Source organism: Mesorhizobium sp. M1348 (genome assembly GCF_040317925.1).
GTDB lineage: Bacteria > Pseudomonadota > Alphaproteobacteria > Rhizobiales > Rhizobiaceae > Mesorhizobium.
In genome coordinates this window covers 46,536-70,533 of sequence record NZ_JAMYLH010000028.1, presented here as the reverse complement: position 1 = coordinate 70,533, position 23,998 = coordinate 46,536, and the positions used below count along the sequence as shown (strand labels likewise).

The window sequence follows — 23,998 nt, the reverse complement described above, 5'->3', positions numbered from 1 at the left end:
GGACCTCCCGGTGGGCACGTTTATATGGCTCGGTGGATCGACCTCCAGATTCTGCAGTGAAATTCAGGCAGATTCTGGTTCCCAACAGTTACTTGCAGTTGAAAGTGGAAGCCTGGGGGGGTAGCGTATTTCGGGGGGAATCATACTTGGACTGCTTAGGAGATGGCACTACTGACCTGAGTGCGGGACGTTCCTCGGGATGAAGTTCGAAGAGAACCCCCCAGACGCCGCCTCGCTTATGATGTCCGCGCGCAGTTTTGGCAACTACGATCTGCCGGGCGCCCTGGCCGATCTGATCGACAACAGCATTAAAGCCGGTGCCGGAGAGGTCTTGCTGACCTGCGATTTCGCCGGAGGTGCGCCCGCCATCCGGATCCGGGACGACGGGCATGGCATGTCCGGTGCAGAACTCCGGCAAGCCATGCGCCCGGCCAGCGCAAATCCGCTGGCAGAGCGATCACCCGATGACCTCGGCCGCTTCGGCTGGGGCATGAAATCGGCCTCATTCTCGCAGTGTACCCGGCTGACGGTACTGACCCGCAAGGGCAAAGAGACGAGCGGCTGCGTCTGGGATCTGCAAGACGTCGACGGCTGGCGGATGGGTATCCTCGAGCCGGACGAAATCGCAGGAATGGCATCGCCCGAACTGCTGGCTAAGAACGGCGTCGAGATCCTGTGGTCGAACTGTGACCGACTATCCGAGAACGGCACCTTGACGGTCAGCGAATTCAACGCACTGGTCGTCCACGCCCGCAATCGCCTCGCCCTGATCTTCCACCGTTACATAGCGGGCGAGGTCCGGGGTCACCGTCTTGTCATCCGGCTGAACGGCCAGAAGGTCGACCCCTGGGATCCCTTCTACGGCGATCATGAAGCGACGCAGGAGCTGGAGCCCGAACCGCTGGAGATCGCGGGCCGAACCATCGACATCCAGCCTTTCATCCTGCCACACTATTCAAAGCTGATGGCTAACCAGTACGACCGGCTCGGCGGTGAGGAGGGCTTTCTCCGAAACCAGGGCTTCTATGTTTATCGGAACCATCGTCTGATCATCAGCGGCACCTGGTTCCGGCTCGTGCGCCACGGCGAGCTTTCGCAGCTGGTCCGCGTGCGCGTGGACATCCCGAATGCGCTTGATCACGTCTGGAAAATCACAATCGATAAGTCAGACGCCCAGCTGCCGGCCGCTCTGCGCTCGCGCCTGCATCAGATCGTCGAGGGTCTGCGCCGGCGCTCGGCGCGTGTCTATCGCGCCCGAGGCGGGAGACTGGACCGTCCTGGGACGACTTCCGTATGGAGCCGCCACGCCCGGGGCGGCGAAATCCACTACTCAATCAACCGTGACCATCCGGTTATCGATGCTTTGCTTGGGGCAGGAGACGATGGGCAGAAGCGCGCTGCATCTGCCGCCATAAAAGTGATTGAGCAGGCCTTCCCGGTCGTGGCTTTCGGCCGTGACGCTGTTGCGAAGATCGATTCCATCCATCAGACTCTGTCCGATCCCGAGGCATTCCGCGCCGATCTGATCAGCGCGCTTCCACTGCTCTTAGATCAGGTGGATGGCGATATAGAAGCCTTGGTTGCGCTTCTTCGGGTGACCGAGCCCTGGTGCGAGGCCTGGAAGACGGCCGAAGCGGTACTTCGAGAAAAAGGGTGGCTGCGTGCAGAATCTTGACAGTGAGCTCGCTTATTACGTCCGCAAGCTCGGCCAGAAGTATTCGACTGAAGTGTCTCAGGGCAAGTCGCTGCCCGATGGCGCCATCTCTGCGTTCGTCACTGCGGGGCCTTTCGACCTTTCCGCCGAAGAGGCGGAATGGCTGATCCGCGAGCTGGAGCAGAGCTTCACCACCAGCCAGAAGCGCGGCGCGTCCGTGACCAGCGACTTCAGGCCGTGGCTGCGTGAGCGGCGGGAACGTGGCGATATCGACTTCTACTACTGGAGCCGGCTGAGGCGATACTACCTGGAGGGCAATGTCATCCCGCCCCAGGTCGTCGCCACGCTGGATACCGTCACCGACGAAATTCTCGATTTTTCTGGTGATCCCCTCGATCCCGGAACGGGCCTGCGCCGCGGCATGGTCATGGGTCACGTACAGTCGGGCAAGACGACTAACTACTCCGCGCTGATCTGCAAGGCCGCAGATGCGGGCTACAAGACAATCATCCTTCTTGCGGGTATCACGAACAGCCTCAGATCGCAGACGCAGGAGCGCCTCGACGAGACCTTTATCGGCAAGAAGTCAGTGTTTCACGCCCTTGCGCAGGAACCACTACCGATTCAGACCTACTCCACCGTGAAGAGGTTTCCTGCCTATGGCACGTCACGCGACCGGGACTTCACCCGCGATGCCGCAGGCATGTTCTTCAGCCTCGATGCACACAGCGAGCCCATCATCTTCATCAGCAAGAAGAACAAGGCGCCGCTGACCCGGCTCCGGGACTGGCTGATCGAACAGGGTCATGGCGCAGCGATAGCGTCACCACTCCTGCTGATCGACGACGAAGCGGACAACGCCTCCATCAATACCGCCAAGGACCCGGCGGCGACCACCGCGATCAATGGCGTAATCCGGGAGATTCTCACGCTCTTCGAGCGCCGGTCCTATGTAGGCTACACCGCCACGCCTTTCGCGAACATCTTCATCGACCCTGACAACGAAGACGCGATGCTCCGCGACGACCTCTTCCCCAAGCACTTCATCAAAGCGCTCGATCCACCCTCAAACTATGTCGGCGCCTCACGCGTGTTCGCCGCCAATGGTGATCTGCGGCCGACAATGACCATCGTCATCAACGACTACGGTCAGCTCCTGCCTCTGCGGCACAAGAGCGACCAGCCTGTCATCGCGCTCCCGCATTCTCTGCTGACCGCAATCCGCGTTTTCGTCCTCATCCGTGCAATGCGTGTGCTTCGCGGTCAGGGCGACAGTCATTGCTCCATGATGATCAATGTGAGCCGGTTCAACGCCATCCAGGAGAAGGTCTACGGTCTGGTCTACGCCTACCTGGACGCGCTCAAGAACGCCGCAGCTGTCAGCGCCGGGCTGGGCGACTGCGCGCTTGATGATCCGGTTATTGGCCTCCTGAAGGTGGACTTTGACAGGGAGTTTGCGTCGGGGGGCGCTTTGTTCAAAGACGTGCTGGGCGTTCTTAATGAAGCGGTCGGCAGCATCATCCCTGTCACTGTGAACATGAAGGGAGGCGTGCTGGAATACAGCCGCAACAAGGCCAAGGGCCTGCATGTCATCGCGATCGGCGGTCTGGCCCTATCGCGGGGCCTCACACTCGAAGGCCTGTCCGTCTCATATATCCTGCGCAACACGGCGGCCTCCGACACTCTCATGCAGATGGCCCGCTGGTTTGGCTACCGCCCCGACTATGAGGATCTGTGCCGGGTCTATCTGCCCCTGGCATCACTCGACCACTATGAAGAAATCAATGAGGCGATCGAAGAGCTGCGCAATGAAGTCGGCCGGATGCAGGCGCTCGGACTCACGCCCGAGCACTTCGGACTAAAGGTGCGCCAGAGCCCCACCGCCATCCGCATCACCGCGGCGAACAAAATGCGGTCAGCAACCCAGATGACGGTCGCGCAGGACTATTCGACCCGCCACCTCGAAGGTTACATCCTGCCCAACGATCAGAAGATCAACGCTGCCAATCTTGAGGAAGTGAAGGGCTTTCTCAGAGGAGTGGGCGAACCATCGGCTGCACTCACAGACGACAGGACCATCATCTGGCGAGGAGTCGCGGGACCGCGGGTTCTGGCACTCCTGAAGGGGTTCGCCTTTTCGCCCGCACACGGGGATCTTGGACTGATCAGCGGTGGCAGTAGCCTGTTCATCGACTACTTTGCGGACCGGCTGCAGGATGAACTTGCGGACTGGGATGTCGCCATACCGCATCCCAAGTCCGGAACGCCCCCCGCCGATGCGATCGTGACAGGCCAGAGTTTTCCCTTGCGGCAGCGACTCCGCGGCAAGGTCGTCGACGGCGGCTTTCGCGTGACCGGCGGCAAGAACAGGGTCGCCGACCCCGATGATGCGCAGATCGCCCTTACCGAAGATCAGCTGGCCGATGGGCGAGCTGAAAAAGAGCGGGAGGGAGGCCTGCGAGGAGACAAGGCGTTCTGCATCCAGAGAACCCGGCCTCTGCTCCTCATCCACATCTTCACAACGGATGAGGGGACCGCGGATCTGAAGCTGAGCGGCCCGGTGGTCTCCCTGAGCTTCTGCCTGCCTGCCACCCGTCGCGAAGCCGTGGCGCGCACCTATCAAGTTAATGCCGTGTACCGCCGGCAGGTTCAGATGGAAGCAGACAGCGAGGCCGAGGACGACGAACGGATGCTGGAGGAAGGCTGACGTGACGGTCGACGAATGGAAGGACATCGCCGCGGCAACCGGGCCAGCGTCGGACAACGTGCGCCGTGCCGACGCCGGACATCCCCTTGAGTTCTTCCGAGGCCGGGATTTCGCCGGCCGCTATCTGCTGTCGCTTGCGGCGGAGACTGCGGCAGAAGGTCTGCCCGACCTGCCTCGCCTCAACGGCATCGAGGTGCGGCTCGAGAAGCTTCCACAGGACAGGGTACGGCTTGTTCTGACGCTTCTGGACCGGAATCAGTTCGACCTGTTCCGTGATCTCGCAGACCACCTGCTCAAGGCGACGGCCGGTGTGGCGAGGGGCAACAGCTCTGCAGGCCTGAAGCTCGTACTACGCAGGCTGCGGTCATGGCATGACCTCCTCCGCCGCCGGCGTGACGACCTGCTGTCCGATTCCGAGGCAATCGGCCTTGCCGGGGAACTGCTGTTTCTGCGCGATCAGGTCCTCACGCGGCGGACGCCGACCCAGGCGGCTCTGTCCTGGCGAGGGGCCCATCGCGATGAACAGGATTTCGCTCTGGGCCAATGGCAGGTCGAGATAAAGACCCAGCTTTCGACCTCAGATCAACGGTTGCAGGTCTCGTCGGAGGCCCAGCTTGATGCCGGATCAGCCCGGCTGCTGATCTGTCATCAGACTCTGGCGCCCGCGCCAGCCGCGGAGCCGCGGAGCTTCACCCTGAATTCGCTCGTCAGCGAGATCACGGCGCAGATGGAGGGTATCGGCGATGTCGGCCGGGACGCGTTCGAAAAGGCGCTCGAGGCCCTGGGCTACGTCAATCGCGCTGAATACGATGAGATGCGCTGGGTCACCACCTACCGACGGGCTTTTGAGGTCACTCAGCAGTTTCCACGTATCGTTCCTGCGATGCTGCCGTCGGGCGTCCAGAACGTGCGCTATGACATCGTCCTCCGTGAGTGCGAGCCCTTCGCCGTCGATTTTGACGTTGCTATGGACCAGGTGTTCACATGAGCAGCCCGGATCTCGACGAGGCGTTCTCGGCCTTCTGGAATGACCTTCTTTTCGAGGCGGAGGCATCCGCTGAACCCCAGGGACGGGCGTTTTTCCAGCTGTATTCGAGGCTCGCCACACAGAACGGGGACTGTCTCGATCTCGCCTACGCTCCGGCCCATCGAGAGGGCCGCGGCGGATATCAGATCGATGGCTATGCGCTGGAGACCGAACGCGGCGACCTCTACTTGGCCATCTCCGACTTCCGACCTGGCCGCCAGCTTGAAACCCTCAACGCCGCTCAGATCGACGCGCTGTTCGAGCGGGTGCGCCGCTTCTGCGAGCTGGCTGTACAGCCAGCTTTCATCAACGGGCTGGAGGAGACGAGCCCAACCTTCGAGGCCGCGTGGATCGTCCATTCCCACCGCTCGGCGATCCGGAGAATCCGGGGGATCGTTCTTTCCAACGCCCGCCTGTCGACACGGCGCAAGCCGGAAATGATGGGCGAAGTGCTTGGCGTGCCGTTCGTCTGCAGCGTCCTCGATTTCGCGCGGTACGTCGACATTTCGGCAGCTCACGGAGGCGCCGAACCCATCGAAATCAACGTGGCCGAGCTGAATGGCGCGCCCCTTCCGTGCCTGCCCGCGCATGACATCGGTGGCGATCACGCTTCGTATCTGATGGCCGTTCCCGGGCGGCTTCTTGCTGACATCTATGGACTCTACGGCGCACGCCTTCTTGAGCAGAACGTCCGGACGTTTCTGCAGGCGAAGACGAAGGTTAATTCGGGGATTATTAGGACACTCGAGACGGTCCCCGAGATGTTCTTCGCCTACAATAACGGGCTGACGGCGACCGCATCGGGTATCACCACGTCGAAGCTGCCGGATGGCACGCTGGGGATCGCGGCGATCGAGAATCTCCAGATCGTGAACGGCGGGCAGACGACAGCTTCGATCCTCTACGCAAGCGACCAGCGCAAGGCAGACCTGTCGGGCGTCTTCGTCCAGATGAAACTCTCCGTCGTGAACCCCGATCGGCTGGAGGAGATCGTTCCAAAGATCTCCAGGTTCGCAAACACTCAGAACAAGGTCAGCGAGGCCGACTTTTTCGCCAGCCACCCCGTTCATCTTGTGCTGGAAAAGATTTCCCGCCGCCAGACCACGCCGGCGAAGCCAGGATCGCTTTCAGGATCCAAGTGGTTCTATGAGCGTGCCCGCGGCCAGTACCGTGACCGACTGGCCTATGGCACGCCGGCCGAGCGACGTCGGTTCGAACTTGAATTTCCCCGCGACCAGTTCATTGACAAGACCGAGCTTGCCAAAGTTGAGGTCACATTCGACTGCCGGCCTCACATTGTCAGCCGTCATGGTCAGAAGTGTTTTCTTGAATTTGCCGAGACGATTGGCAAGGTGTGGGTGACTTCAGAAGCGACCTTCAACGCGCATTGGTTTTGTAGAGCTGTCGCCAAGGCTATTGCATTCAACTGGACCGACAGGATGGTCGGCACGTCGGCTTGGTATAAGGAAGATCGAGGCTACAAGGTCCAGATTGTGACATACACAATCGCGTGGCTTGTCCATCACCTCCAGAGCCAGGACCTCGAACTCGACCTCAATATCATCTGGCAGCGACAGGAACTTCCCGAGGAGATCGGGGCCGCGATGCGCGAGCTTGCGCCGCAGGTTGCGGCTACCTTGAAGGACGCCCCGCCTCAGGTCCGAAATATCGACAGTTATTGCAAGCTGCAGGCTTGCTGGGCGGCTGTTTCGGGATCCAGATACAGCTTCGCCAGCTCACTCGAAGGCTTTGTCGTTAACCGCACCGAAGCCGAGCGGGGGCGGAAGCAGGCCATAGCGGCGAAAAGAGTCGACGCGGACATCGATATCGATCGCGCAATTGCCGCCATGCTTGAGGACGCTGAGCCCTATCTGACATTCGCAAGGGCAAGGCGCCTTCTGACGCCGAAGTCCGACGCCGCTTTGCGGCGGCTCACACGTGGTGACATCCGGCTGCCCGCTCCCGAACGCAATGCCCTCAAGTACATGCTGGAGAGGATGCAGCAGGCGGGGTTTGAATTTCCGGGTGTCGCAAAGGCAGCGCTAGCGGAGGCAGAAGTTCAGTGACTTGGCAGCGCCTGGGTGTAGTAGAACTTTTGCTACTTGAGACTGGATCGTGAAGGTCGCATTGGACCAGCAGAACAATGGCCATATCCGGAAGTGAGGCACAGGAAAAGTTGACCCAACTGCTATCCAGGATCGATGCGGGTGAACAGACGCTTAGGCAGCAAGTCAAGGGCTCGGAGCGGTCTGCGCTTCTCGAAATCATCCGAGCCGTCGACTCGGTGGGCTATTTTCGGGCTTTTGCACCTAACCATCGAGTTTCCGATCTTCCCAGCTACCTCGACATTTGTTGGCTTGGTGCCAGCCGCGCACTCTCGCTTTTTCTGCCGAATGGAATGCTCGGCCCTGGAGCGATGTGGGCGCGAACAAGCGATAGTCGATCCCTCTGGGCTAGCGGTCTACTCTATCGCTCGGGTCTTGTTTCGCACCTTCGGCGCCTTGTCGATCTGGTGCGCTATGAACTCGCCACACTCGAAGCGACGGCGTCTGGTGCGATTCGTTTCGTGGTCCTTGCAGGCGACTTAGAAGCCGTCGATCGCCAAGCCATCGTTTGGTACACTCGACATTTGAAGAAATCTGATCGGCCATTTCTGGACGCATTAGAAGCAGATAGAGGAGCTTGGGTTATCCAAGAACTCGAAAGACGCGTCGAGGTAGATGCGACGTTCGACATAAAATACTCGTCCTCCCGAGAGCTGGAAGAGTACTTCGAAACCTATGCCGAACTAAGAGCACGGAGCTTACCTGGCAACGACAGTTTGCCGGATGATAGCAAGATCGGGCCACTTACCTTTGGCCAGTATCGGACCGCGATTGTTTCCGGAATGGCCCGCTGTCTAAAACATTCCGCGTTTGTCGACACCCTGCTCGCCAGGCCGACCGCCCCGGCACCCAGAGATATCCTGACCATTTTTTCATTCGACCATGAGCTACGCGATCAATGGGGTGGACTCCTCGGCCTGAAAGATACAGAGGCCTCGATGATGCTTGAGATCATAGGGATGTCTCCAGTCGATGCGGCGCATCTAAGATCAATACCCGATTGCCCTCAGGCACTGCTGATCAGAGGAGGCGATCAATGCTGGCACAAACCAATCTTCGGTGGTCTCAACAATCCATTCCCTTGGACTACGCGCAAACTTCAGCGAACGTTTCGTCGAGACTGGGATCGGGCGGTCAACGCACGTGAGGCAACATTTCGACGCAACTTACGTGAGCTGTTTCCGGAGCCACGTTTTTACATGCCCGAAAAGCCACATCGGCTCCGCCGGGGGCGTCGCGATCTGACCGATATTGACGCTGTCATTCTAGATCGCGCAGCCGGAACCATGGCCGTCTTTCAGTTAAAATGGCAGGATTCCTTCGAGAATTCCCTATCCGAACGTGCCAGCCGCCAGAAAAATCTTACAAAGGAAGGCAACAACTGGATCGAAATCGTGTCGCGCTATTGTGATGGTTTAAGCGGTGAAGAGCGGGCCTTGCGACTAGGTGTTGCAAAGGAGATAGCTGGAGGTGCCCAGTCGATGTGTCTTTTCGTGCTCACGCGTAACGCTGCCAAGTTCTCGGGCGGAGAGCCACAGGACGACCGGGCGGCCTGGATGTCTTGGTACGACCTATTGAGACGTTGCCTTAAAGCAAGACACGCCGCTGACCCGCTATTGCGCCTCTGGAGAAGCGGTCGGCGCGTTCAGATTCCGGCTACGGACTCGCGTATCGAGACCTTTGAGCTTGAGGGGTTCCAGATCGAGACCGTAGTCGGCTAACATTTGGAGACATGGTCGGTAGCATCTGGGACCAAGCACTTGAACCGTCCAGCTGCGTTCGTCAGAAATTTGTCCTTCAGATGGGGGCTGCAAACCTTATGCAATATGAAGTCGTTGAAATGCGCCTTGGCCCAGACGTCTCCGCATCGGATATATGTTACCTCGTCCGCAATACTTGGGATGATTTCGGATTCAAAACACTCTTCGAAGTAGTCCTTTTCGACGAAAACGCTCGACGTTACGATCTTGCTTCCGTTCGTATCATGCAAGCCGGCATGGATGGCGGTTACGTGGAGTTACCATTGCAGTTCGAGGCCCTGGATGAGCGCTACTGCTCGATCGGTCGTGGGCGCGAATACTACATAGAGCTATCCTCGTTGCCCTTGCCACTGCGCCGCGGCCACCTCGCTGATCTGCGCGATTGCGTAGCTGCCCCCGCGATCTTCGGGACATTCCGCAATGAGCCAGCGATGAGGTCCTCGCTCCTGCGCGATGTCTCTGTGACAGATGTGTCGCATACCTTCCCCGCATCCTGCGCGGCAATGCCAGCCTCACCCCGTACCGATTCTGGTTCGATTTTCCCTCCGAGGCGGGCGGCTCTGGAACCGAACGCTCCCTCTTTGATGTGAAGCCGGACTCTCGCCCGCCGACCAACATTCACGTGCTGATCGGTCGCAACGGGGTCGGAAAAACGCGTCTTCTCGCAGGTATGGCAGACGCGCTTATGAACAATCATGCCGCCTCCATCGGTATCCAAGGGCAGTTCGCGTTTGATACGCAGGAGTCCGGTCCGAGCGAGTTCCTGAATCTCGTGATTGTCTCCTTCAGCGTGTTCGATCGCTTCGATCCCATCCCCAACGGGCGTGCACGTACCGAGACAACGCTTCCTTACTACTACGTCGGGATCAAGTCGGACGGCGCTCCTGCACCGGGTGATGGCCGCGTCAGAATCAAATCTACCGACGAGCTCGATGCCGAGTTCGGGCAGTCCCTGCACAACGTCTCGGCCGAACCCCAGCATCTAGAACGCTGGCTCGATGCTATGCGGATCGTATCCTCAGATCCAGGCATCGGTGATATCGGCGTTGAGGCCATGTTCCTCTCCGGACAGGCAGACGCCATTGACCGCATGCTAGTGGCGTTTTCCCGCATGAGCTCCGGACACAAGATCGTCCTCCTCACGCTGACACGGCTGGTCGAATGCATCAGTGACCGCTCGCTTGTGCTCATGGATGAGCCGGAGACACATCTTCATCCGCCGCTGCTAGGCTCCTTCGTTCGGGCCGTTTCCGATCTTCTTGTGTCGCGAAATGCTGTGGCGATCGTCGCCACACATTCGCCTGTTGTGCTACAAGAGGTTCCGGCCAGTTGCGTATCGATGTTGATGCGGTCGGGGGAAAGTCTCCGTGTACTGCGCCCAGACGACGAGACCTTTGCCGAGAATGTCAGCGTCTTGACCAGAAAGGTCTTCGGCCTGGAGATTGAACAGAGTGGCTTTTACAAACTGCTGCAAGAGGCTGCGCTCGGCAGGAACTACGACTATGTGCAGGCTCGTTTTGACAAGCAAATTGGAAGCGAGGGCCGAGCCCTTACCCGCGCATTCGTGGCAGGAGAGGAATAGCCTTGCTCCCTCTCCCTGTGCCTGCGATCGATCATCGGTCGCTATTTGATGATTGCGTCGCTCAGACACAAAGGAATGCCGACCGGGCTACCCTTGTGAACCTCGGTGACCAAATAGTGGGTGCCGGTGCGATCTTTGTCGGCGCGGCTGCGGGCGGCGGGCTGGCCGGTGTTGCGCCGATCGACCTCACGGCCCCCGAGGAGAAACTTGTCCGCCCGCTTTACGACAACCGCCTTGTGGACAAGGAGGGTCGCGGTCGTTGGGCATACGATGTCATTCGAAACTCGGCACGCTACTGTCCTTACTGCACTTTCGGCGAAGTCTACGAGGTCGATCACTTCTTGCCCAAGATGGACTACCGGGAACTGAACATCTGCCCGGCCAACCTCGTCCCGATCTGCCACGCCTGCAATCACATTAAACTAGCCGAGCAGCCGCAGGCTGCAGACCGCTATCTGCTGCACCCGTATTTTGATGCGCTGCCGGCAATCCGCTGGCTCTTCGCCGAACTTGGCTATGAGGCTGGCGGCCCTGTGCTGCACTACCGGGTGGCGCTAGATGCCGAGATCTACGGCAATCTCGCGGGACGCCTTGCCTATCATTTTGGCGCGCTGGAGCTAAACCGGCGTTTTCGGGAGCGGGCCTCAAGAGTCCTCGTCGAGATCGAAAGCGATCTCGCTGAAAAGTCTGCGCTCCTCGGCTCGCAGGGTATGGCCGATCATTTCCGTAGTGAGTCGGATAGGCATTTCGGTCGGCACGGCAATTCACTGGAAGCCGCCGGCTATCTGGCGGCTGCCGAGAGTGAACCTTTCTGTGCGGGCAATCTGCAAAACTAGCACCGCCGCCAGAACGGAATTTCATCATCGAAGAACACAATGGCAGCCGCCCTTAACCTAGACGCCGTCCTGACAAATTAACCATGTCTGAGCTCGTAGCTTGAGATCTGGTCCGGATCCCGATCGGCTAGCGGCGCTCACGTTAGGGCAAGACGAAATCGGCCCGTGCTTGCAACACCGAACGGAGGCCTGACCCGCAACCTGGTAAGAGGTCTTGGCGCTATGAGAATTGTTAGATGGCATTTCCGCCGTCCGGAAGGGGACAGGCGGAATGCGACGGTGCGGCGGGCGGGTAATCGACGCCATCTGGGGCTATCGACTGGATCGGTGCGGCCTGGACCCTTCGACGACGACATCGACAGGCTGGTCGACGAAGCGATGAAGGCGGCGCTCGCCGGAGAGGCCCGGGGCGACCTCACCTTCGGCGAGTGTGCGTCGCTCTTCGGCTTCTTCCGTTCGGCGGTGATGCAGGAAGGTCGGCTGCTTGAACTGGCCATCGGGCAGGCCGTCCAGAAGAACCCCGACCTCAAACTCCTGTCGACAACGGCGATGCCGATCGTGTCCGCCGCGCAGGAGATGCTGAAGCGGACACCTTCCGGTAAGATCAAGGGTGTGCGCTTTACATCTCGGGTACATTCGACCGAGACCTACAAGCCTGATCTCTTCGTGGTGAACAAAACAACACACAGCGGGCTGATCCTGGACATCAAGCGGAGCCTCGGCGCCTACCGTCCTCAGGAAGTGGACCGGCTGCGATTCAGGATGGTGGCGGTGGCGGCGATAGCGCCGGAATGGGTGGCTGAACATCGGGGCCACTCCTGGTGAAGATCGCAACCGCGATCGTCGACGGAGCCGATCAGGTGTCTGATCCCGAGCGTGGCGTCTTCCGGCTTTCAGAGATCGACCGCCTTCTAGAATCCGAGGGCGCTGCCGACTCCATCAGGCAGGTCCGCGAAGCGTTCTCCGGTAGGGTCCAGGATGAGCTTGCGCGCCGGTGCCGGAAGCTGGCGGGCGACCACGTCGAACCTGACAAGTTGCTCGACAGAGCGAATCCTGCGGGCGACCATCCGCCAATTGGGCACGAGCAGGCCTCTGTCGTTCCGTTGCAGGCGTCCGTAACGCAACAGCCTTGCTTCGGATATGCCGAAATGGCGCTGGGTGGCTTGCAAACGTCTCTATCAGGGACGATGCGGTCCGGCCGCTGCGCAGTGAGCGGCGACCACGGGTGAACGGTTATGTGCCCGACCTGTTTGCAATCAATGTCCCAACGACAGCCTCGCTCATTGGCGAGGCGAAACGAAAGCCGACCTGGAAAACGAACATAGCCGAAAGCAGATCAACGCATTTCTCCCTATCTTGCTCAGACACCGAAGGGCATCTTTGTGCTGAGCGTTCCTCTGCCGGCGTCCATGGCCGCTCGACGTCTACTCGTCGAGCTCAAAGCTCCCTTTCAAGATGCTCGAACACAAGCCGTCGTCATTGACGGCCTGGGAGTGAAGCAATGTTGAAGGTGCAGAATCGGCAAGTCTCGATGCCAAGCGCTCGGCATTCTCACATCAACTGGACGCTTTCAACGCCATAAGGGACCTTCCCTACGCAGCGATATTTCATGAGCAGGGGCTAGGAAAGACAAAGATCGGCCTAGACCTTGCGCTCTCATGGCTCTCACGCGACCTCGTTGACTCTGTGCTCATCATCACGAAGAAGAGTCTGATTGAGAATTGGCGGACCGAAATCGGCAGCCACAGCGACCTGCGCCCGCGCATCATCGGGCAGGACCGGAACGCGAACTTCTATGCCTTCAACAGTCCCGCGAGGATTTATCTCGCGCATTATGAGGTTCTAGTTTCTGAGAGAAAGCGGCTGGGAGCTCTTTCTCAAAACCTGCAGGGTAGCGGCCTTGCTTGACGAGGCGCACAAAATCAAAAATCCCGAAGCTGAAATCAGCTTGGCGCTGCACACACTATCACCAGGTTTTGTACGACGGGTCATTATGACTGGTACGCCGCGGCGAAGGTCGCTATGGCCCGGAGGTGAAGCCGGCGAGGCGCTTGCGCTGGTCCATGCGTAATCATGCAGAGGATCGCGCCGCGCCGTGCATGCGATTGCATCTCTCGTCCCGCTGCGCTGCTGAGACCTCTTCTGTCAGGCGGTCTAGGTTTCGCGCTTCGGGCCGAGCAGGAACACTGTCAGGGCGGCGAGGAACGTGGCAACAGCACTGTAGGCAATGGCACTGGTAATCCCGGCATTGTCCACCAATAGTCCGCCGAAAATCGCGCCGGCTGCGATTGCCACTTGGAACGCTACGACCATCAGCACACCGGCGCTTTCGGCCTGCTCGGGAGCGGCGCGCCACACCATCCACGTCTGCAATCCCACCGGCACTGCGCCGAAGGCAAAGCCCCAGGCGGCAACTGCAACCGCCGAGGCCGAGGCCGATGCTCCCGCCGTCAGCAGCGAAACAGCGGCAATCGCTATGAGCAGCGGTGCAAGGGCCGCGACTGCCTTGAGACTGTACTCGGCCAGCAGCCCGCCGGCCAAATTGCCGAAGAATCCGCCGATGCCAAAAGCAAGCAACACAAGCGAGATCGTCTCGACATCCAGCGCGGGAACCTTCTCGAGGAAGGCGCGGATATAGGTGAAGCCGGCGAAGTGGCCGGAAGCGACCAGCAGGACGACCAAAAGCGCGACCTTGATCGTCGGAATCTTGGCCACATCCAGCGGGCTGCGGAAGCTAGCCACTCCAACCGGAGGCAGCCTCGGAATGGTTATGAGTTGCACCAGCAGTGTAGCGGCGCCGACGACTGCGGCGACCATGAAGGCGCTTCGCCATCCCCAGATATCGCCGACATAAGCGCCGATTGGAGCTGCGCAAACGGTAGCAACGGAAACGCCGGTGAGGATGATCGACATGGCGCGCGGCAGGAGGTGGCTTGGAACGAGCCGCATCGCCAGTGCTGCCGACATCGACCAGAAGCCTCCGAGCGCTATGCCGAGCACGACGCGTGCCGTCAGGAGTACTGCCAGCGACCACGCGCCGGCCGCCAGAACGTCCGACAGGATTAGCAGCAGCGTCATCGCCCACATGACGATCCTGCGGTCCAGGCGCTTTGTGATGATGGCCAGCGTCGGCGCCGAGATCGCCCCGACGATAGCGGTCGCCGTCATCGCCTGTCCAGCCGCACCCTCGGTGACACCGAGATCATGCGCGAGGGGCGTGAGGAGGCTGACGGGCAGAAACTCTGCCGTCACCAGCCCGAAGGTGCCCAAGGAAAGCGAAATGACCGCGCCCCATGCGGGACCAGACGGTTGGTCGGGCTTTTCTGGGTCGTGCAGAACAGCGTCCATGACGCCTGCCGCGGATCGGGTCATGAACGAAGTCTCCACTTTGGATGCACTGCAACATGAGGTTGGCTGCCTTGACCCACATTAAAGACACAAGCGCATTTCGCGGCGGCGTTGCACGGAGGAGGGGATGTTCATTGCTTCGCGATATTTTGTGACGGTGCGGCGCGCAACATCGATGCCGGTTTCCTTCAGCCGGACAGCGATGTCATCGTCGGAAAGCACGTCGCCGGGAGATTCTGCGGCAATCATCGCTTTGATCCGATGGCGGACAGCTTCGGCGGAGTGCGCATCGCCGCCTTGGCAGGACGCGATCGCGACGGTGAAAAAATACTTCAGTTCAAAGACTCCGCGCGGGGTAAGCATGTACTTGTTCGAGGTCACCCGGCTTACCGTCGACTCGTGCACGCCGATCGCGTCAGCGACGGTTCTGAGATTGAGAGGCCGCAGGTGGGCGACGCCATGTTCCAAAAAGGCATCCTGCTGGCGCACGATTTCAGCCGCAACCTTAACAATCGTCTTGGCGCGCTGATCGAGGCTGCGGATTAGCCAGTTCGCGTTTTGCAAGCATTCGTTGAGAAATGCTTGATCTTTCGAATTTTGGACAGTTTGACGCGACACTTCGGCATAGTAGGTCTGGTTGATCAGCAGCTTGGGCAGTGTGGCCGGATCAAGTTCGATCTGCCACCCGCCTTCCGGCGAGGGCGTGACCCAGACGTCGGGTATGATTGATTCAGACGCACCGGATTGGAATCGGTTTCCAGGCTTGGGATCGAGCGCCCGAATCTCATGCATCATGTCGAGAAGGTCGTCTTCATCGACGCCGCAATGCTGCTTCAGTGCCTGAAAATCGCGTCGCGCAAGCATTTCAAGATTGGCAACCAAAGCTGCCATTGCCGGGTCAAACCGGTCTCGCTGGCGCAACTGGATTTCGAGGCATTCTCCGAGAGTTCGCGCAAAAATTCCCGGTGGATCAAATTGCTGCAAGGTTCCGAGAACCCGTTCTACAACAGCCTCACGGACATTCAGGCTCTCGGCCAGCTCCAAAAGGTTTGCCCGAAGATAGCCAGTGTCTTCCAGATCGGCGGCAAGCTGGCCAGCGATCAGCCGCTCCTGTGGTGTGAACGCAGTGAGGGCGATCTGACGAGCGACATGGTCGTGCAATGTCTCCGCGAGGCTGGCAAACTCGTCGAGGGAAGGGCCATTACCCGGCGGGTTGTTGGTCGTGTTGCGAAGTGATTTCCATTGCCCGAGCCGTTCAGGCGACCCGGCCCCGGTCGGTCCGTCAACGGCGTTTGCGCGTGGGCCGACAGGCTGATCCGCTCCCGAAATCGAAACATCGCCAAAAGGCCCGCCATCGTTTGACGCAGATTCCAAGAGCGGGTTCTTCTCGATTTCCCGCTCGACGAACTGATGCAGTTCAGTATGCGCCAGTTGCAGCAAGCGAATCGACTCAATGAGTTGAGGCGATGCGACCATGGATTGCTTCTGGCGCTGAAGCAGGCTTGCTGAGGATTGCATGGCGAGCGCGATAATCCTGTCGAGGAGCCTCTTGGGGCGGGCAATGGCACGAGTGAGACGTTTTCTAGGTCATGCGGCGGCTTTCAGCGTTTCGAGAACGTTTTGCGGGGATGAGACGCGATAGGGGTCGGCCTCGCAGTTGTCGGAGAAACCTTCCTCCTCGAACCACTGCTCCACCACGCCATTGTTGATCAGGGCGGCGTAGCGCCAGGAGCGCATCCCGAAGCCGAGATTGTCCTTGGCGACCAGCATGCCCATCTTGCGTGTGAACTCGCCTGAGCCATCGGGGATGAGCTCCACCTTCTGCAGGCCCAAGGACTTCCCCCACGCATTCATGACGAAGGCATCGTTGACGGAGACGCAGTAAATCGCGTCAATTCCCTCCTTCTCAAACTCATCATAGAGCTCTTCGAAATTGGGCAGTTGGTAGGTCGAGCAGGTCGGAGTGAAGGCGCCAGGCAGCGAGAACAGGATGACGCGCTTGCCGGCAAAGTAGTCGTCAGATGTCTTTTCTTCCCAGCGATATGGATTTGGGCCCTGGACTGACTCATCGCGAACACGCGTGAGAAAGGTGACGAAGGGAACCTTCTTTTGAACGGTCATCAACTTGCTCCTGAGGAAAAAACTGGCGCGCTGGATTCTGGTAGAGGCTGGCGCAATACCGAGCAAAGGCTCGTATGCTGGGCATGAAATGAGGCCCTCGCGGCTCGCACCCCCCTTTTTCATCCCGATGTAGGGGAACGTCTTGGCTGCTGGTCTTCGTCACCCGAACGCCATCGATCTGAGCAAGTGGAGGCTGTCGAGCCGCTGGGGCAATCTTTCCACGGCTATGGCGCCGGAAGCGGCATCCAACGCTCGCGCTCGTGCCCGGGACAAAGTGATAGCGGGCCCGAAGTAGCCAATATCGAACGCGTGTGGAGGCCTCAAATGTGACTTCACGCAAGAGACCCGCGTTACTGAGCTGGTTCGGCGTATTGTCGAAGTTTGCCAGTGACCCGCCGACCTTGGCTTCGGTGGCTCTTTGATGGGGCTGTTGGGCACTCACATGCTGATCAGAACCGGTAGACGGCAATTGCGCGAGCGCCATGTGTTGGCGTGCCGGCATCGGACCAGCCGTGCGCAAAGCGGCTACCGAGGAGGGACCTCCGGAGGAGATGATGTACCGATGTTCAGCGGGAACAGGCACCGTCTCCTCAGGCCACGGTCTAGAGCTTCGCGTGTCGGGCATGGCGCAAGTCGCTTTCATCGTGTTTTGATGGGCTCTGACCAGGAGCAGCAAGCGGCGTGCCATTTCAAATAGAGATGCTTTTGGAGCGATCCTTTTTCTTGGGAGGACCGTGTCTTCAAGACCGGGCGCGCCCTATAACCGCCTCGTCAGCACGCTCGACAAGGGTGCTGTATGGTGCGGATATGCGGCGCTTCCGCACCGGCTGGACAAAGACGAACCGAAAGCCGAGCCGATGCCCTACCTCACACCGGCGAGCACTGCAGCGATTTCGTAGCGTCTGCCGCAAACGTGTTCTTGCGTGCGCAGGCTCGGCTTTCGCGAACATGCGCCTGTCGCAGCAACCATGAGCGCGCGCTTCGGCAAGCGCCTGACTCCGTGAGGATCGAATTCCCCAATCGTGTCTATTTGCCACCCTCTTATGTTCGAAACTGGACCAGAATGTCGCAAGCCCGACCTAAAGGTCGCCGAGGCGTACTATCCGACACTGTTCTGTCCCCTTTGTTGGCCCGCGACACCGGCCTATTTCGCCGAGCTCTTGTCTGGCCTCAGGCTAACCCGATGAAAAGCAATCACAATTTTTTCTTCTGCTGGGTCGGCCAAATTGGCACGAGTTTTGAAGCTCCTTCGTTGCGGGCCGGGAGCTGCCGACCGACCTTCCTTTCGTGGATGGCACCGCGATCGATGGAACGAAGAAAGAAAAGCAAAATGTCAAATCCGCATCAGATAGCATTCTATGGGAAGTGGGCCTCGGCGAAACCGCCCCCTACCAAACAGGCTCGCCGCCCTTGTCGACCCTTGCGCAGGAAATCTTGATGGCCGGCTGCGACTCAAAGGCCCGCCACACTCGCCTTATCCTGAACTCGAAGGCGCAGGATAACGTTCTGCATCTCGCCGCGCGGTATGCCTAGGCAGTTACACGTTGGCCGACCTTGATAATCGAATCGGGCTACGCTGCGGAGGACGTCGTCTACATGCCTTCCTAAGCCATTCGCGGCCCGCAGCGCCTGCCGGTCACCTCCCGCCCTTCCATCGCTTAGAGATCAAGTGCCACCATGTCCGAACAACCCTTGCCGACGCTGCCGATGTGGCGCGTCGATCACATCGAGCCCTCGCCCGAGATGTTGGCGCAACGCGCCAACGGTCCGATCCACCGCGTGCGCTTCCCGTCCGGGCACGAAGGCTGGTGGGTGACAGGCTACGATGAAGCCAAGGCGGTGCTGTCCGACGCGGCGTTCCGGCCCTCGGGAATGCCGCCGGCGACATTCACCCCGGATTCGGTGATTCTCGGATCGCCGGGGTGGTTGGTCTCGCACGAGGGGGGCGAGCATGCCCGGTTACGCACGATCGTGGCGCCGGCCTTCAGCAACCGCAGGGTGAAGCTGCTCGCGCAGCAAGTCGAGGTGATCGCCGCGCAGTTGTTCGAGACACTGGCGGCCCAGCCTCAGCCCGCCGACCTGCGGCGCCACCTCTCCTTTCCACTTCCGGCCATGGTCATCAGCGCGCTGATGGGCGTGCTCTACGAGGATCACGCCTTTTTCGCCGGGCTGTCCGACGAGGTGATGACGCACCAGCATGAAAGCGGCCCGCGCAGCGCGTCGCGCTTGGCCTGGGAAGAACTGCGCGCCTACATTCGCGGCAAGATGCGGGACAAGCGCCAGGATCCTGGCGACAACCTGCTGACGGATCTGCTCGCGGCGGTCGACCAGGGCAAGGCGACCGAGGAAGAGGCGATCGGCCTGGCGACGGGCATGCTGGTGGCGGGGCACGAGAGCACCGTCGCGCAGATCGAATTCGGCCTGCTGGCCATGTTCCGCCATCCGCAACAGCGCGAACGCCTGGTCGGCGATCCATCCCTGGTGGACAAGGCGGTGGAGGAAATCCTGCGCATGTACCCGCCGGGCGCGGGCTGGGACGGCATCATGCGCTATCCGAGGACCGACGTGACCATCGCGGGCGTGGATATTCCTGCGGAGAGCAAGGTGCTGGTCGGCCTGCCGGCGACGTCGTTCGATGCGCGCCATTTCGACGACCCGGAAATCTTCGACATCGGACGCGACGAAAACCCGCACCTGGCGTTCTCCCATGGGCCGCACTACTGCATCGGCGCGGCGCTGGCCAGGCTGGAACTCAAGGTGGTGTTCGGTTCGATCTTCCAGCGCTTTCCCGCGCTGCGCCTGGCCGTGGCGCCCGAAGAACTGAAGTTGCGCAAGGAGATCATCACTGGCGGGTTCGAGGAGTTCCCGGTGCTCTGGTGATGCGGACGCCGCCGGGAATCGCGATCTTCTCCGCAATTTGCCGGCGCGCCTGGCGCGCGCCGGTCAGATCAGCCAGCCAACAGGTAACCAAGATGGACGTGCAAGAAACCACGGCAGCATGCCGGGACGCCTTCGCCGAACTGGCGTCGCCAGCGTGCATCCACGACCCGTATCCGTTCATGCGGTGGTTGCGCGAGCACGATCCGGTGCATCGCGCGGCGTCGGGCCTCTTTCTGTTGAGCCGCCACGCCGACATCTACTGGGCGCTCAAGGCCACGGGCGATGCTTTTCGGGGGCCGGCACCAGGCGAACTGGCACGCTATTTCCCGCGTGCGGCGACCAGCCTGTCGCTAAGTTTGCTGGCGTCCACTTTAGCGATGAAGGAACCTCCAACGCATACGCGTCTGCGCCGGCTGATCTCGCGCGATTTCACCATCGGCCAGATCGACAACCTGAGGCCGACCATCGCTCGCATTGTCGCAGCGCGCCTGGACGGCATGGCGCCCGCACTGGAGCGCGGGGAGGCAGTGGACCTGCATCAGGAATTCGCGCTTGCCTTGCCCATGCTGGTTTTCGGCGAACTGTTCGGCATGCCCCGGGACGACATGTTCGCGCTCGTCGCCGGAATCAGCGCCATTCTGGAAGGTCTAAGCCCGCACGCCAGCGATCCCCAACTCGCTGCGGGGGACGCGGCCAGCGCCAGGGTGAAGGCCTACTTCGGCGACCTCATACAGCGCAAGCGCACCGATTCCCGCCACGACATCATGTCAATGCTGGTCGGCGCACACGACGACGATGCCGAGATGCTGTCGGATGCGGAATTGATCAGCATGCTCTGGGGCATGCTGCTGGGCGGCTTCGCCACCACTGCCGCGGCCATCGGCCATGCGGTCCTGGCGATGCTGGCGTATCCCGAACAGCGGCACTGGCTGAAGGGAGATGCCGTGGGGGTGAAGGCATTCGTCGAAGAAGCCCTGCGCTACGACGCGCCCGCCATGTTCAGCTCCATTCCGCGTATCGCCCAGCGCGACATCGAACTGGGCGGCGTGGTGATCCCGAAGAACGCGGACGTGCGCGTTCTGATCGCGGCCGGCAATCGCGACCCGGACGCCTTCGCCGATCCCGACCGCTTCGATCCCGTGCGGTTCTACGGCACCAGTCCTGGCATGTCGATCGACGGGAAGATCATGCTGACCTTCGGGCACGGCATCCACTTCTGCCTGGGTGCGCAACTGGCCCGAGTGCAGTTGGCCGAAAGCCTGCCGCGGATCCAGGCGCGCTTCCCCACGCTGGCATTGGCCGAGCAGCCGACCCGGGAGCCCTCCGCGTTCCTTAGGACGTTCCGCGCGCTGCCGGTCCGGCTGCATGGGCAGGAGGGCTGAGATGCGCGTCCTGGTCGATCAGGATCTGTGTGGAACTACCGGGCAATGCGTGCTGACGCTGCCGGGCACCTTTCGCCAGCGCGAACCGGACGGCGTGGCCGAAGTGTGCGTGGCGACGGTCCCGCACGCGCTGCACGCCGCCGTGCGGCTTGCGGCCAACCAGTGCCCGGTCGCCGCCATTCGGGTCATCGAAAGCGACGCCGGCCATGACGAGCGCGCCAGCGCCGACCCGACGCCTTCTCCGGCGCAGGCCCAGCGGCATGCCGCGAAAGACCAATGCAATTCAGGAGACACGATGGGACGGTTTGAAGGCAAGGTGGCCGTGGTGACCGGCGCTGGCGCCGGCATCGGCAAGGCATGCGCTCTCGCCATCGCGCGCGGGGGCGGCAGAGTGGTGGTGGCCGACATTGATGGCTCCGCGGCCATAGCCTGCACCGCGCAGATCGCGGCCGAAGCAGGCCACGCGCTGCCCATAGCCATGGATATCGCCGATGCGCAGGCGGTGGCAGCGCTGTTCGAGACGGCGGAGCAGCACTTTGGTGGGGTCGACCTGCTGGTGAACAACGCGAGCGCCATGCATCTGACCCCGCGAGACCGCGCGATTCTCGACCTGGACCTGGCGGTTTGGGATGAGACGATCGCGACCAATCTGCGTGGCACGCTGCTCTGCTGCCGGCAGGCCATCCCACGGATGATCGCCCGTGGCGGTGGCGCGATCGTCAACATGTCGTCGTGCCAGGGGCTCAGCGGTGATACCGCGCAGACGTCCTACGCCGCCTCGAAGGCGGCGATGAACATGCTGTCGGCCTCGCTCGCCACCCAGTACGGTCACTCGCAGATCCGCTGCAACGCGGTTGCGCCGGGTCTTATCATGACCGAGCGTCTCCTCGCCAAGCTGGACGAGTGCATGCAACGGCATCTACGCCGGCACCAGCTCCTGCCGCGCGTCGGCCGCCCCGAGGACGTCGCCGCGCTGGTGACGTTCCTGCTCTCCGACGATGCTGCGTTCATCACCGGCCAAGTCGTGTGCATCGACGGCGGCATGCTGACGCATGTGCCGACATATGCCGATGGTGGCAACAGCCGCGCCGCGCGGCCAGCCGGCGACACCGCCGAAGCGGACGCTGCGCCAGGGAGGTGATGGACATGCTGCTCAACCCGCTCAACCGTCGGCGCCGGCTGCGATACGACATCCCGGTCATGCCCGGCGCTTTCCCCCTGGTCGGGCATCTTCCCGCCATAGTCTGCGACCTGCCGCGCCTGCTGCAGCGCGCGGAACGGACGCTGGGCAGTCACTTCTGGCTGGACTTCGGTCGTGCCGGACACCTGATGACCTGCCTGGATCCGGATGTGATCGCATTGCTCCGGCACAAGCACGTGTCCTCGGCGCTGATCGCAGAGATCGCGCCCGAAATCCTTGGCGGAACGTTGGTCACTTTGAACGGTAGCGCGCACCGGCAGGCGCGCGATGGGATCAAGGCGGCGTTCCTGCCCAGGGGGCTGACCGAGGCCGGCATTGGCGAGCTGTTCGAGCCCGTCATCCGGGCGCGGGTGCAGGCGTGGCGCCATCGCGGTGAAGTAACTATCCTGCCCGAAACCGGCGACCTGATGCTCAAGCTCACCTTTAGTCTCATGGGCATCCCCGCCCAAGACCTGCCGGAATGGCATCGCAAGTACCGGCAACTGCTGCAGTTGATCGTCGCGCCCCCGGTCGACCTGCCCGGAACGCCCTTGCGGCGCGGCCGCGCCGCCCGCGACTGGATCGACGCGCAGTCACGCCAGTTCATCCGCGACGCGCGCGCGCATGCCGCGCGCACCGGGTTGATCAACGACATGGTGAGCGCCTTCGATCGCAGCGACGATGCGCTCTCCGATGACGTCCTGGTCGCCAATATCCGCTTGCTGCTGCTTGCCGGTCACGAGACCACCGCCTCGACTATGGCCTGGATGGTGATCGAGCTGGCGCGGCAGCCTGAGCTGTGGGACGCCCTGGTCGAGGAGGCGCAACGCGTGGGCGCGGTGCCGACCCGGCACGCGGACCTGGCGCAGTATCCGGTTGCCGAGGCGCTGTTCCGCGAGACGCTGCGCATGCATCCGGCGTCCTCGCTCGTACCGCGTCGCGCGACGCAGGAATTACAACTCGGCCAGCGGCGCATTCCCGCGGGCACAAGTCTATGCATCCCGCTGCTGCATTTCTCGACCTCGGCGCTGCTGCACGAGGCGCCTGATCAGTTCCGCCTGGCGCGGTGGTTGCAACGCACCGGGCCGATCGGGCCGGTGGACATGCTGCAGTTCGGCAGCGGCCCACACGTCTGCATGGGCTACCACCTAGTATGGCTGGAACTGGTGCAGTTCAGCATCGCCTTGGCGCTGACCATGCACAAGGCCGGGGTGCGGCCGCGGTTGCTGAGCGACGCCGAAAAAGGCCGGCGCTATTACCCGACAGCACAACCCTCCATGAAAATCCGCATCGGATTCTCGTGAGCTGGCATCGCATACCCCGTGTGGCGAGGCAGCGGCGCCGGCGACGCGCGGCATTGCTGCACTCGGCGCGCGCGCTCGGTGCGACGCCGGCAACACTGCATCGGCTCGCCGC

Annotated in this window: 21 protein-coding genes and 1 pseudogene; 19 read left to right on the top strand and 3 right to left on the bottom strand. The window is 61.2% G+C overall.

What is annotated here, in order from left to right; translation table 11 throughout:
- Positions 1 to 199: 199 nt before the first annotated feature.
- From NKH13_RS29285 to NKH13_RS29230, 12 genes are all read left to right on the top strand, one after another.
- Positions 200 to 1,675, top strand: coding sequence for an ATP-binding protein (locus NKH13_RS29285; RefSeq protein ID WP_352566005.1), 1,476 nt, complete (start codon positions 200 to 202; stop codon positions 1,673 to 1,675).
- The gene (locus NKH13_RS29280; protein WP_352916166.1) at positions 1,662 to 4,361 is read left to right on the top strand and encodes a Z1 domain-containing protein; all 2,700 of its coding nucleotides are present in this window, start codon (positions 1,662 to 1,664) and stop codon (positions 4,359 to 4,361) included. The genes NKH13_RS29285 and NKH13_RS29280 overlap by 14 nt, the downstream gene beginning before the upstream one ends.
- A 1-nt stretch (position 4,362) precedes the next feature.
- On the top strand, positions 4,363 to 5,349 hold the full coding sequence (locus NKH13_RS29275) for a PD-(D/E)XK motif protein (RefSeq protein WP_352916163.1): 987 nt from the start codon (positions 4,363 to 4,365) through the stop codon (positions 5,347 to 5,349).
- Positions 5,346 to 7,454 carry an AIPR family protein gene (locus tag NKH13_RS29270; RefSeq protein ID WP_352565999.1) on the top strand — a complete coding sequence of 703 codons (2,109 nt, stop codon included), beginning with the start codon at positions 5,346 to 5,348 and terminating at the stop codon, positions 7,452 to 7,454. The genes NKH13_RS29275 and NKH13_RS29270 overlap by 4 nt, the downstream gene beginning before the upstream one ends.
- Before the next feature lie 77 nt (positions 7,455 to 7,531).
- Positions 7,532 to 9,214 carry a hypothetical protein gene (locus NKH13_RS29265; protein WP_352916160.1) on the top strand — a complete coding sequence of 561 codons (1,683 nt, stop codon included), beginning with the start codon at positions 7,532 to 7,534 and terminating at the stop codon, positions 9,212 to 9,214.
- An 11-nt stretch (positions 9,215 to 9,225) separates the two neighbouring features.
- Positions 9,226 to 9,843, top strand: coding sequence for a hypothetical protein (locus tag NKH13_RS29260; RefSeq protein ID WP_352916157.1), 618 nt, complete (start codon positions 9,226 to 9,228; stop codon positions 9,841 to 9,843).
- Between the two features lie 95 nt (positions 9,844 to 9,938).
- Positions 9,939 to 10,835, top strand: a complete 897-nt coding sequence (locus NKH13_RS29255; protein WP_352916154.1) for an AAA family ATPase — start codon at positions 9,939 to 9,941, stop codon at positions 10,833 to 10,835.
- A 95-nt stretch (positions 10,836 to 10,930) separates the two neighbouring features.
- Positions 10,931 to 11,671: an HNH endonuclease signature motif containing protein gene (locus tag NKH13_RS29250; protein ID WP_352565993.1), complete on the top strand. Its 741-nt coding sequence runs from the start codon at positions 10,931 to 10,933 to the stop codon at positions 11,669 to 11,671.
- 165 nt (positions 11,672 to 11,836) lie between these two features.
- Entirely contained in the window at positions 11,837 to 12,496 is a 660-nt protein-coding gene (locus NKH13_RS29245) for a hypothetical protein (RefSeq protein ID WP_352565992.1), read from the top strand.
- Positions 12,493 to 12,900: a hypothetical protein gene (locus NKH13_RS29240; RefSeq protein ID WP_352916150.1), complete on the top strand. Its 408-nt coding sequence runs from the start codon at positions 12,493 to 12,495 to the stop codon at positions 12,898 to 12,900. Before NKH13_RS29245 ends, NKH13_RS29240 begins: the two co-directional genes overlap by 4 nt.
- A gap of 331 nt (positions 12,901 to 13,231) precedes the next feature.
- Positions 13,232 to 13,579 carry an SNF2-related protein gene (locus tag NKH13_RS29235; RefSeq protein WP_352916194.1) on the top strand — a complete coding sequence of 116 codons (348 nt, stop codon included), beginning with the start codon at positions 13,232 to 13,234 and terminating at the stop codon, positions 13,577 to 13,579.
- The gene (locus NKH13_RS29230; protein WP_352916148.1) at positions 13,572 to 13,742 is read left to right on the top strand and encodes an SNF2-related protein; all 171 of its coding nucleotides are present in this window, start codon (positions 13,572 to 13,574) and stop codon (positions 13,740 to 13,742) included. The genes NKH13_RS29235 and NKH13_RS29230 overlap by 8 nt, the downstream gene beginning before the upstream one ends.
- An 83-nt stretch (positions 13,743 to 13,825) precedes the next feature.
- Here NKH13_RS29230 and NKH13_RS29225 read toward each other — a convergent pair whose 3' ends face one another.
- The 3 genes from NKH13_RS29225 to NKH13_RS29215 all read right to left on the bottom strand — a co-directional run bounded on the left by NKH13_RS29225 (position 13,826) and on the right by NKH13_RS29215 (position 17,140).
- Positions 13,826 to 15,043, bottom strand: a complete 1,218-nt coding sequence (locus NKH13_RS29225; protein WP_352916145.1) for an MFS transporter — start codon at positions 15,041 to 15,043, stop codon at positions 13,826 to 13,828.
- Positions 15,044 to 15,100: 57 nt separating this feature from the next.
- Positions 15,101 to 16,537 carry an RNA polymerase factor sigma-54 gene (gene rpoN / locus NKH13_RS29220; protein WP_352916142.1) on the bottom strand — a complete coding sequence of 479 codons (1,437 nt, stop codon included), beginning with the start codon at positions 16,535 to 16,537 and terminating at the stop codon, positions 15,101 to 15,103.
- Positions 16,538 to 16,606: 69 nt separating this feature from the next.
- Complete coding sequence (locus NKH13_RS29215) at positions 16,607 to 17,140, bottom strand: peroxiredoxin (RefSeq protein ID WP_352565984.1); 534 nt, start codon at positions 17,138 to 17,140, stop codon at positions 16,607 to 16,609.
- A 734-nt stretch (positions 17,141 to 17,874) separates the two neighbouring features.
- Here NKH13_RS29215 and NKH13_RS29210 point away from each other — a divergent pair.
- The 7 genes and pseudogenes from NKH13_RS29210 to NKH13_RS29180 all read left to right on the top strand — a co-directional run bounded on the left by NKH13_RS29210 (position 17,875) and on the right by NKH13_RS29180 (position 23,886).
- A complete protein-coding gene (locus NKH13_RS29210) occupies positions 17,875 to 18,039 on the top strand; it encodes a hypothetical protein (RefSeq protein ID WP_352565982.1) in 165 nt (54 codons plus the stop codon).
- Between the two features lie 388 nt (positions 18,040 to 18,427).
- Positions 18,428 to 18,673 carry a hypothetical protein gene (locus NKH13_RS29205; protein ID WP_352565980.1) on the top strand — a complete coding sequence of 82 codons (246 nt, stop codon included), beginning with the start codon at positions 18,428 to 18,430 and terminating at the stop codon, positions 18,671 to 18,673.
- Positions 18,674 to 18,817: 144 nt separating this feature from the next.
- On the top strand, positions 18,818 to 20,020 hold the full coding sequence (locus tag NKH13_RS29200) for a cytochrome P450 (protein ID WP_352509199.1): 1,203 nt from the start codon (positions 18,818 to 18,820) through the stop codon (positions 20,018 to 20,020).
- Between the two features lie 92 nt (positions 20,021 to 20,112).
- Complete coding sequence (locus NKH13_RS29195; protein WP_352916138.1) at positions 20,113 to 21,402, top strand: cytochrome P450; 1,290 nt, start codon at positions 20,113 to 20,115, stop codon at positions 21,400 to 21,402.
- A pseudogene (locus NKH13_RS29190) lies at positions 21,386 to 21,529 on the top strand (ferredoxin); the annotation flags it as partial. The gene NKH13_RS29195 and the pseudogene NKH13_RS29190, both read left to right, overlap by 17 nt.
- A 168-nt stretch (positions 21,530 to 21,697) precedes the next feature.
- Positions 21,698 to 22,543 carry an SDR family oxidoreductase gene (locus NKH13_RS29185; protein WP_352916191.1) on the top strand — a complete coding sequence of 282 codons (846 nt, stop codon included), beginning with the start codon at positions 21,698 to 21,700 and terminating at the stop codon, positions 22,541 to 22,543.
- A complete protein-coding gene (locus NKH13_RS29180; protein WP_352483746.1) occupies positions 22,543 to 23,886 on the top strand; it encodes a cytochrome P450 in 1,344 nt (447 codons plus the stop codon). Before NKH13_RS29185 ends, NKH13_RS29180 begins: the two co-directional genes overlap by 1 nt.
- Positions 23,887 to 23,998 lie beyond the last annotated feature (112 nt).

Coding starts and splice junctions, on each gene's coding strand:
- NKH13_RS29285 (WP_352566005.1), top strand. CDS start 200: ATGAAGTTCGAAGAGAACCCCCCAGACGCCGCCTCGCTTATGATGTCC.
- NKH13_RS29270 (WP_352565999.1), top strand. CDS start 5,346: ATGAGCAGCCCGGATCTCGACGAGGCGTTCTCGGCCTTCTGGAATGAC.
- NKH13_RS29265 (WP_352916160.1), top strand. CDS start 7,532: ATGGCCATATCCGGAAGTGAGGCACAGGAAAAGTTGACCCAACTGCTA.
- NKH13_RS29260 (WP_352916157.1), top strand. CDS start 9,226: ATGGTCGGTAGCATCTGGGACCAAGCACTTGAACCGTCCAGCTGCGTT.
- NKH13_RS29255 (WP_352916154.1), top strand. CDS start 9,939: ATGAACAATCATGCCGCCTCCATCGGTATCCAAGGGCAGTTCGCGTTT.
- NKH13_RS29225 (WP_352916145.1), bottom strand. CDS start 15,043: ATGACCCGATCCGCGGCAGGCGTCATGGACGCTGTTCTGCACGACCCA.
- rpoN (WP_352916142.1), bottom strand. CDS start 16,537: ATGCAATCCTCAGCAAGCCTGCTTCAGCGCCAGAAGCAATCCATGGTC.
- NKH13_RS29215 (WP_352565984.1), bottom strand. CDS start 17,140: ATGACCGTTCAAAAGAAGGTTCCCTTCGTCACCTTTCTCACGCGTGTT.
- NKH13_RS29200 (WP_352509199.1), top strand. CDS start 18,818: ATGTCCGAACAACCCTTGCCGACGCTGCCGATGTGGCGCGTCGATCAC.
- NKH13_RS29195 (WP_352916138.1), top strand. CDS start 20,113: ATGGACGTGCAAGAAACCACGGCAGCATGCCGGGACGCCTTCGCCGAA.
- NKH13_RS29185 (WP_352916191.1), top strand. CDS start 21,698: ATGGGACGGTTTGAAGGCAAGGTGGCCGTGGTGACCGGCGCTGGCGCC.
- NKH13_RS29180 (WP_352483746.1), top strand. CDS start 22,543: ATGGACATGCTGCTCAACCCGCTCAACCGTCGGCGCCGGCTGCGATAC.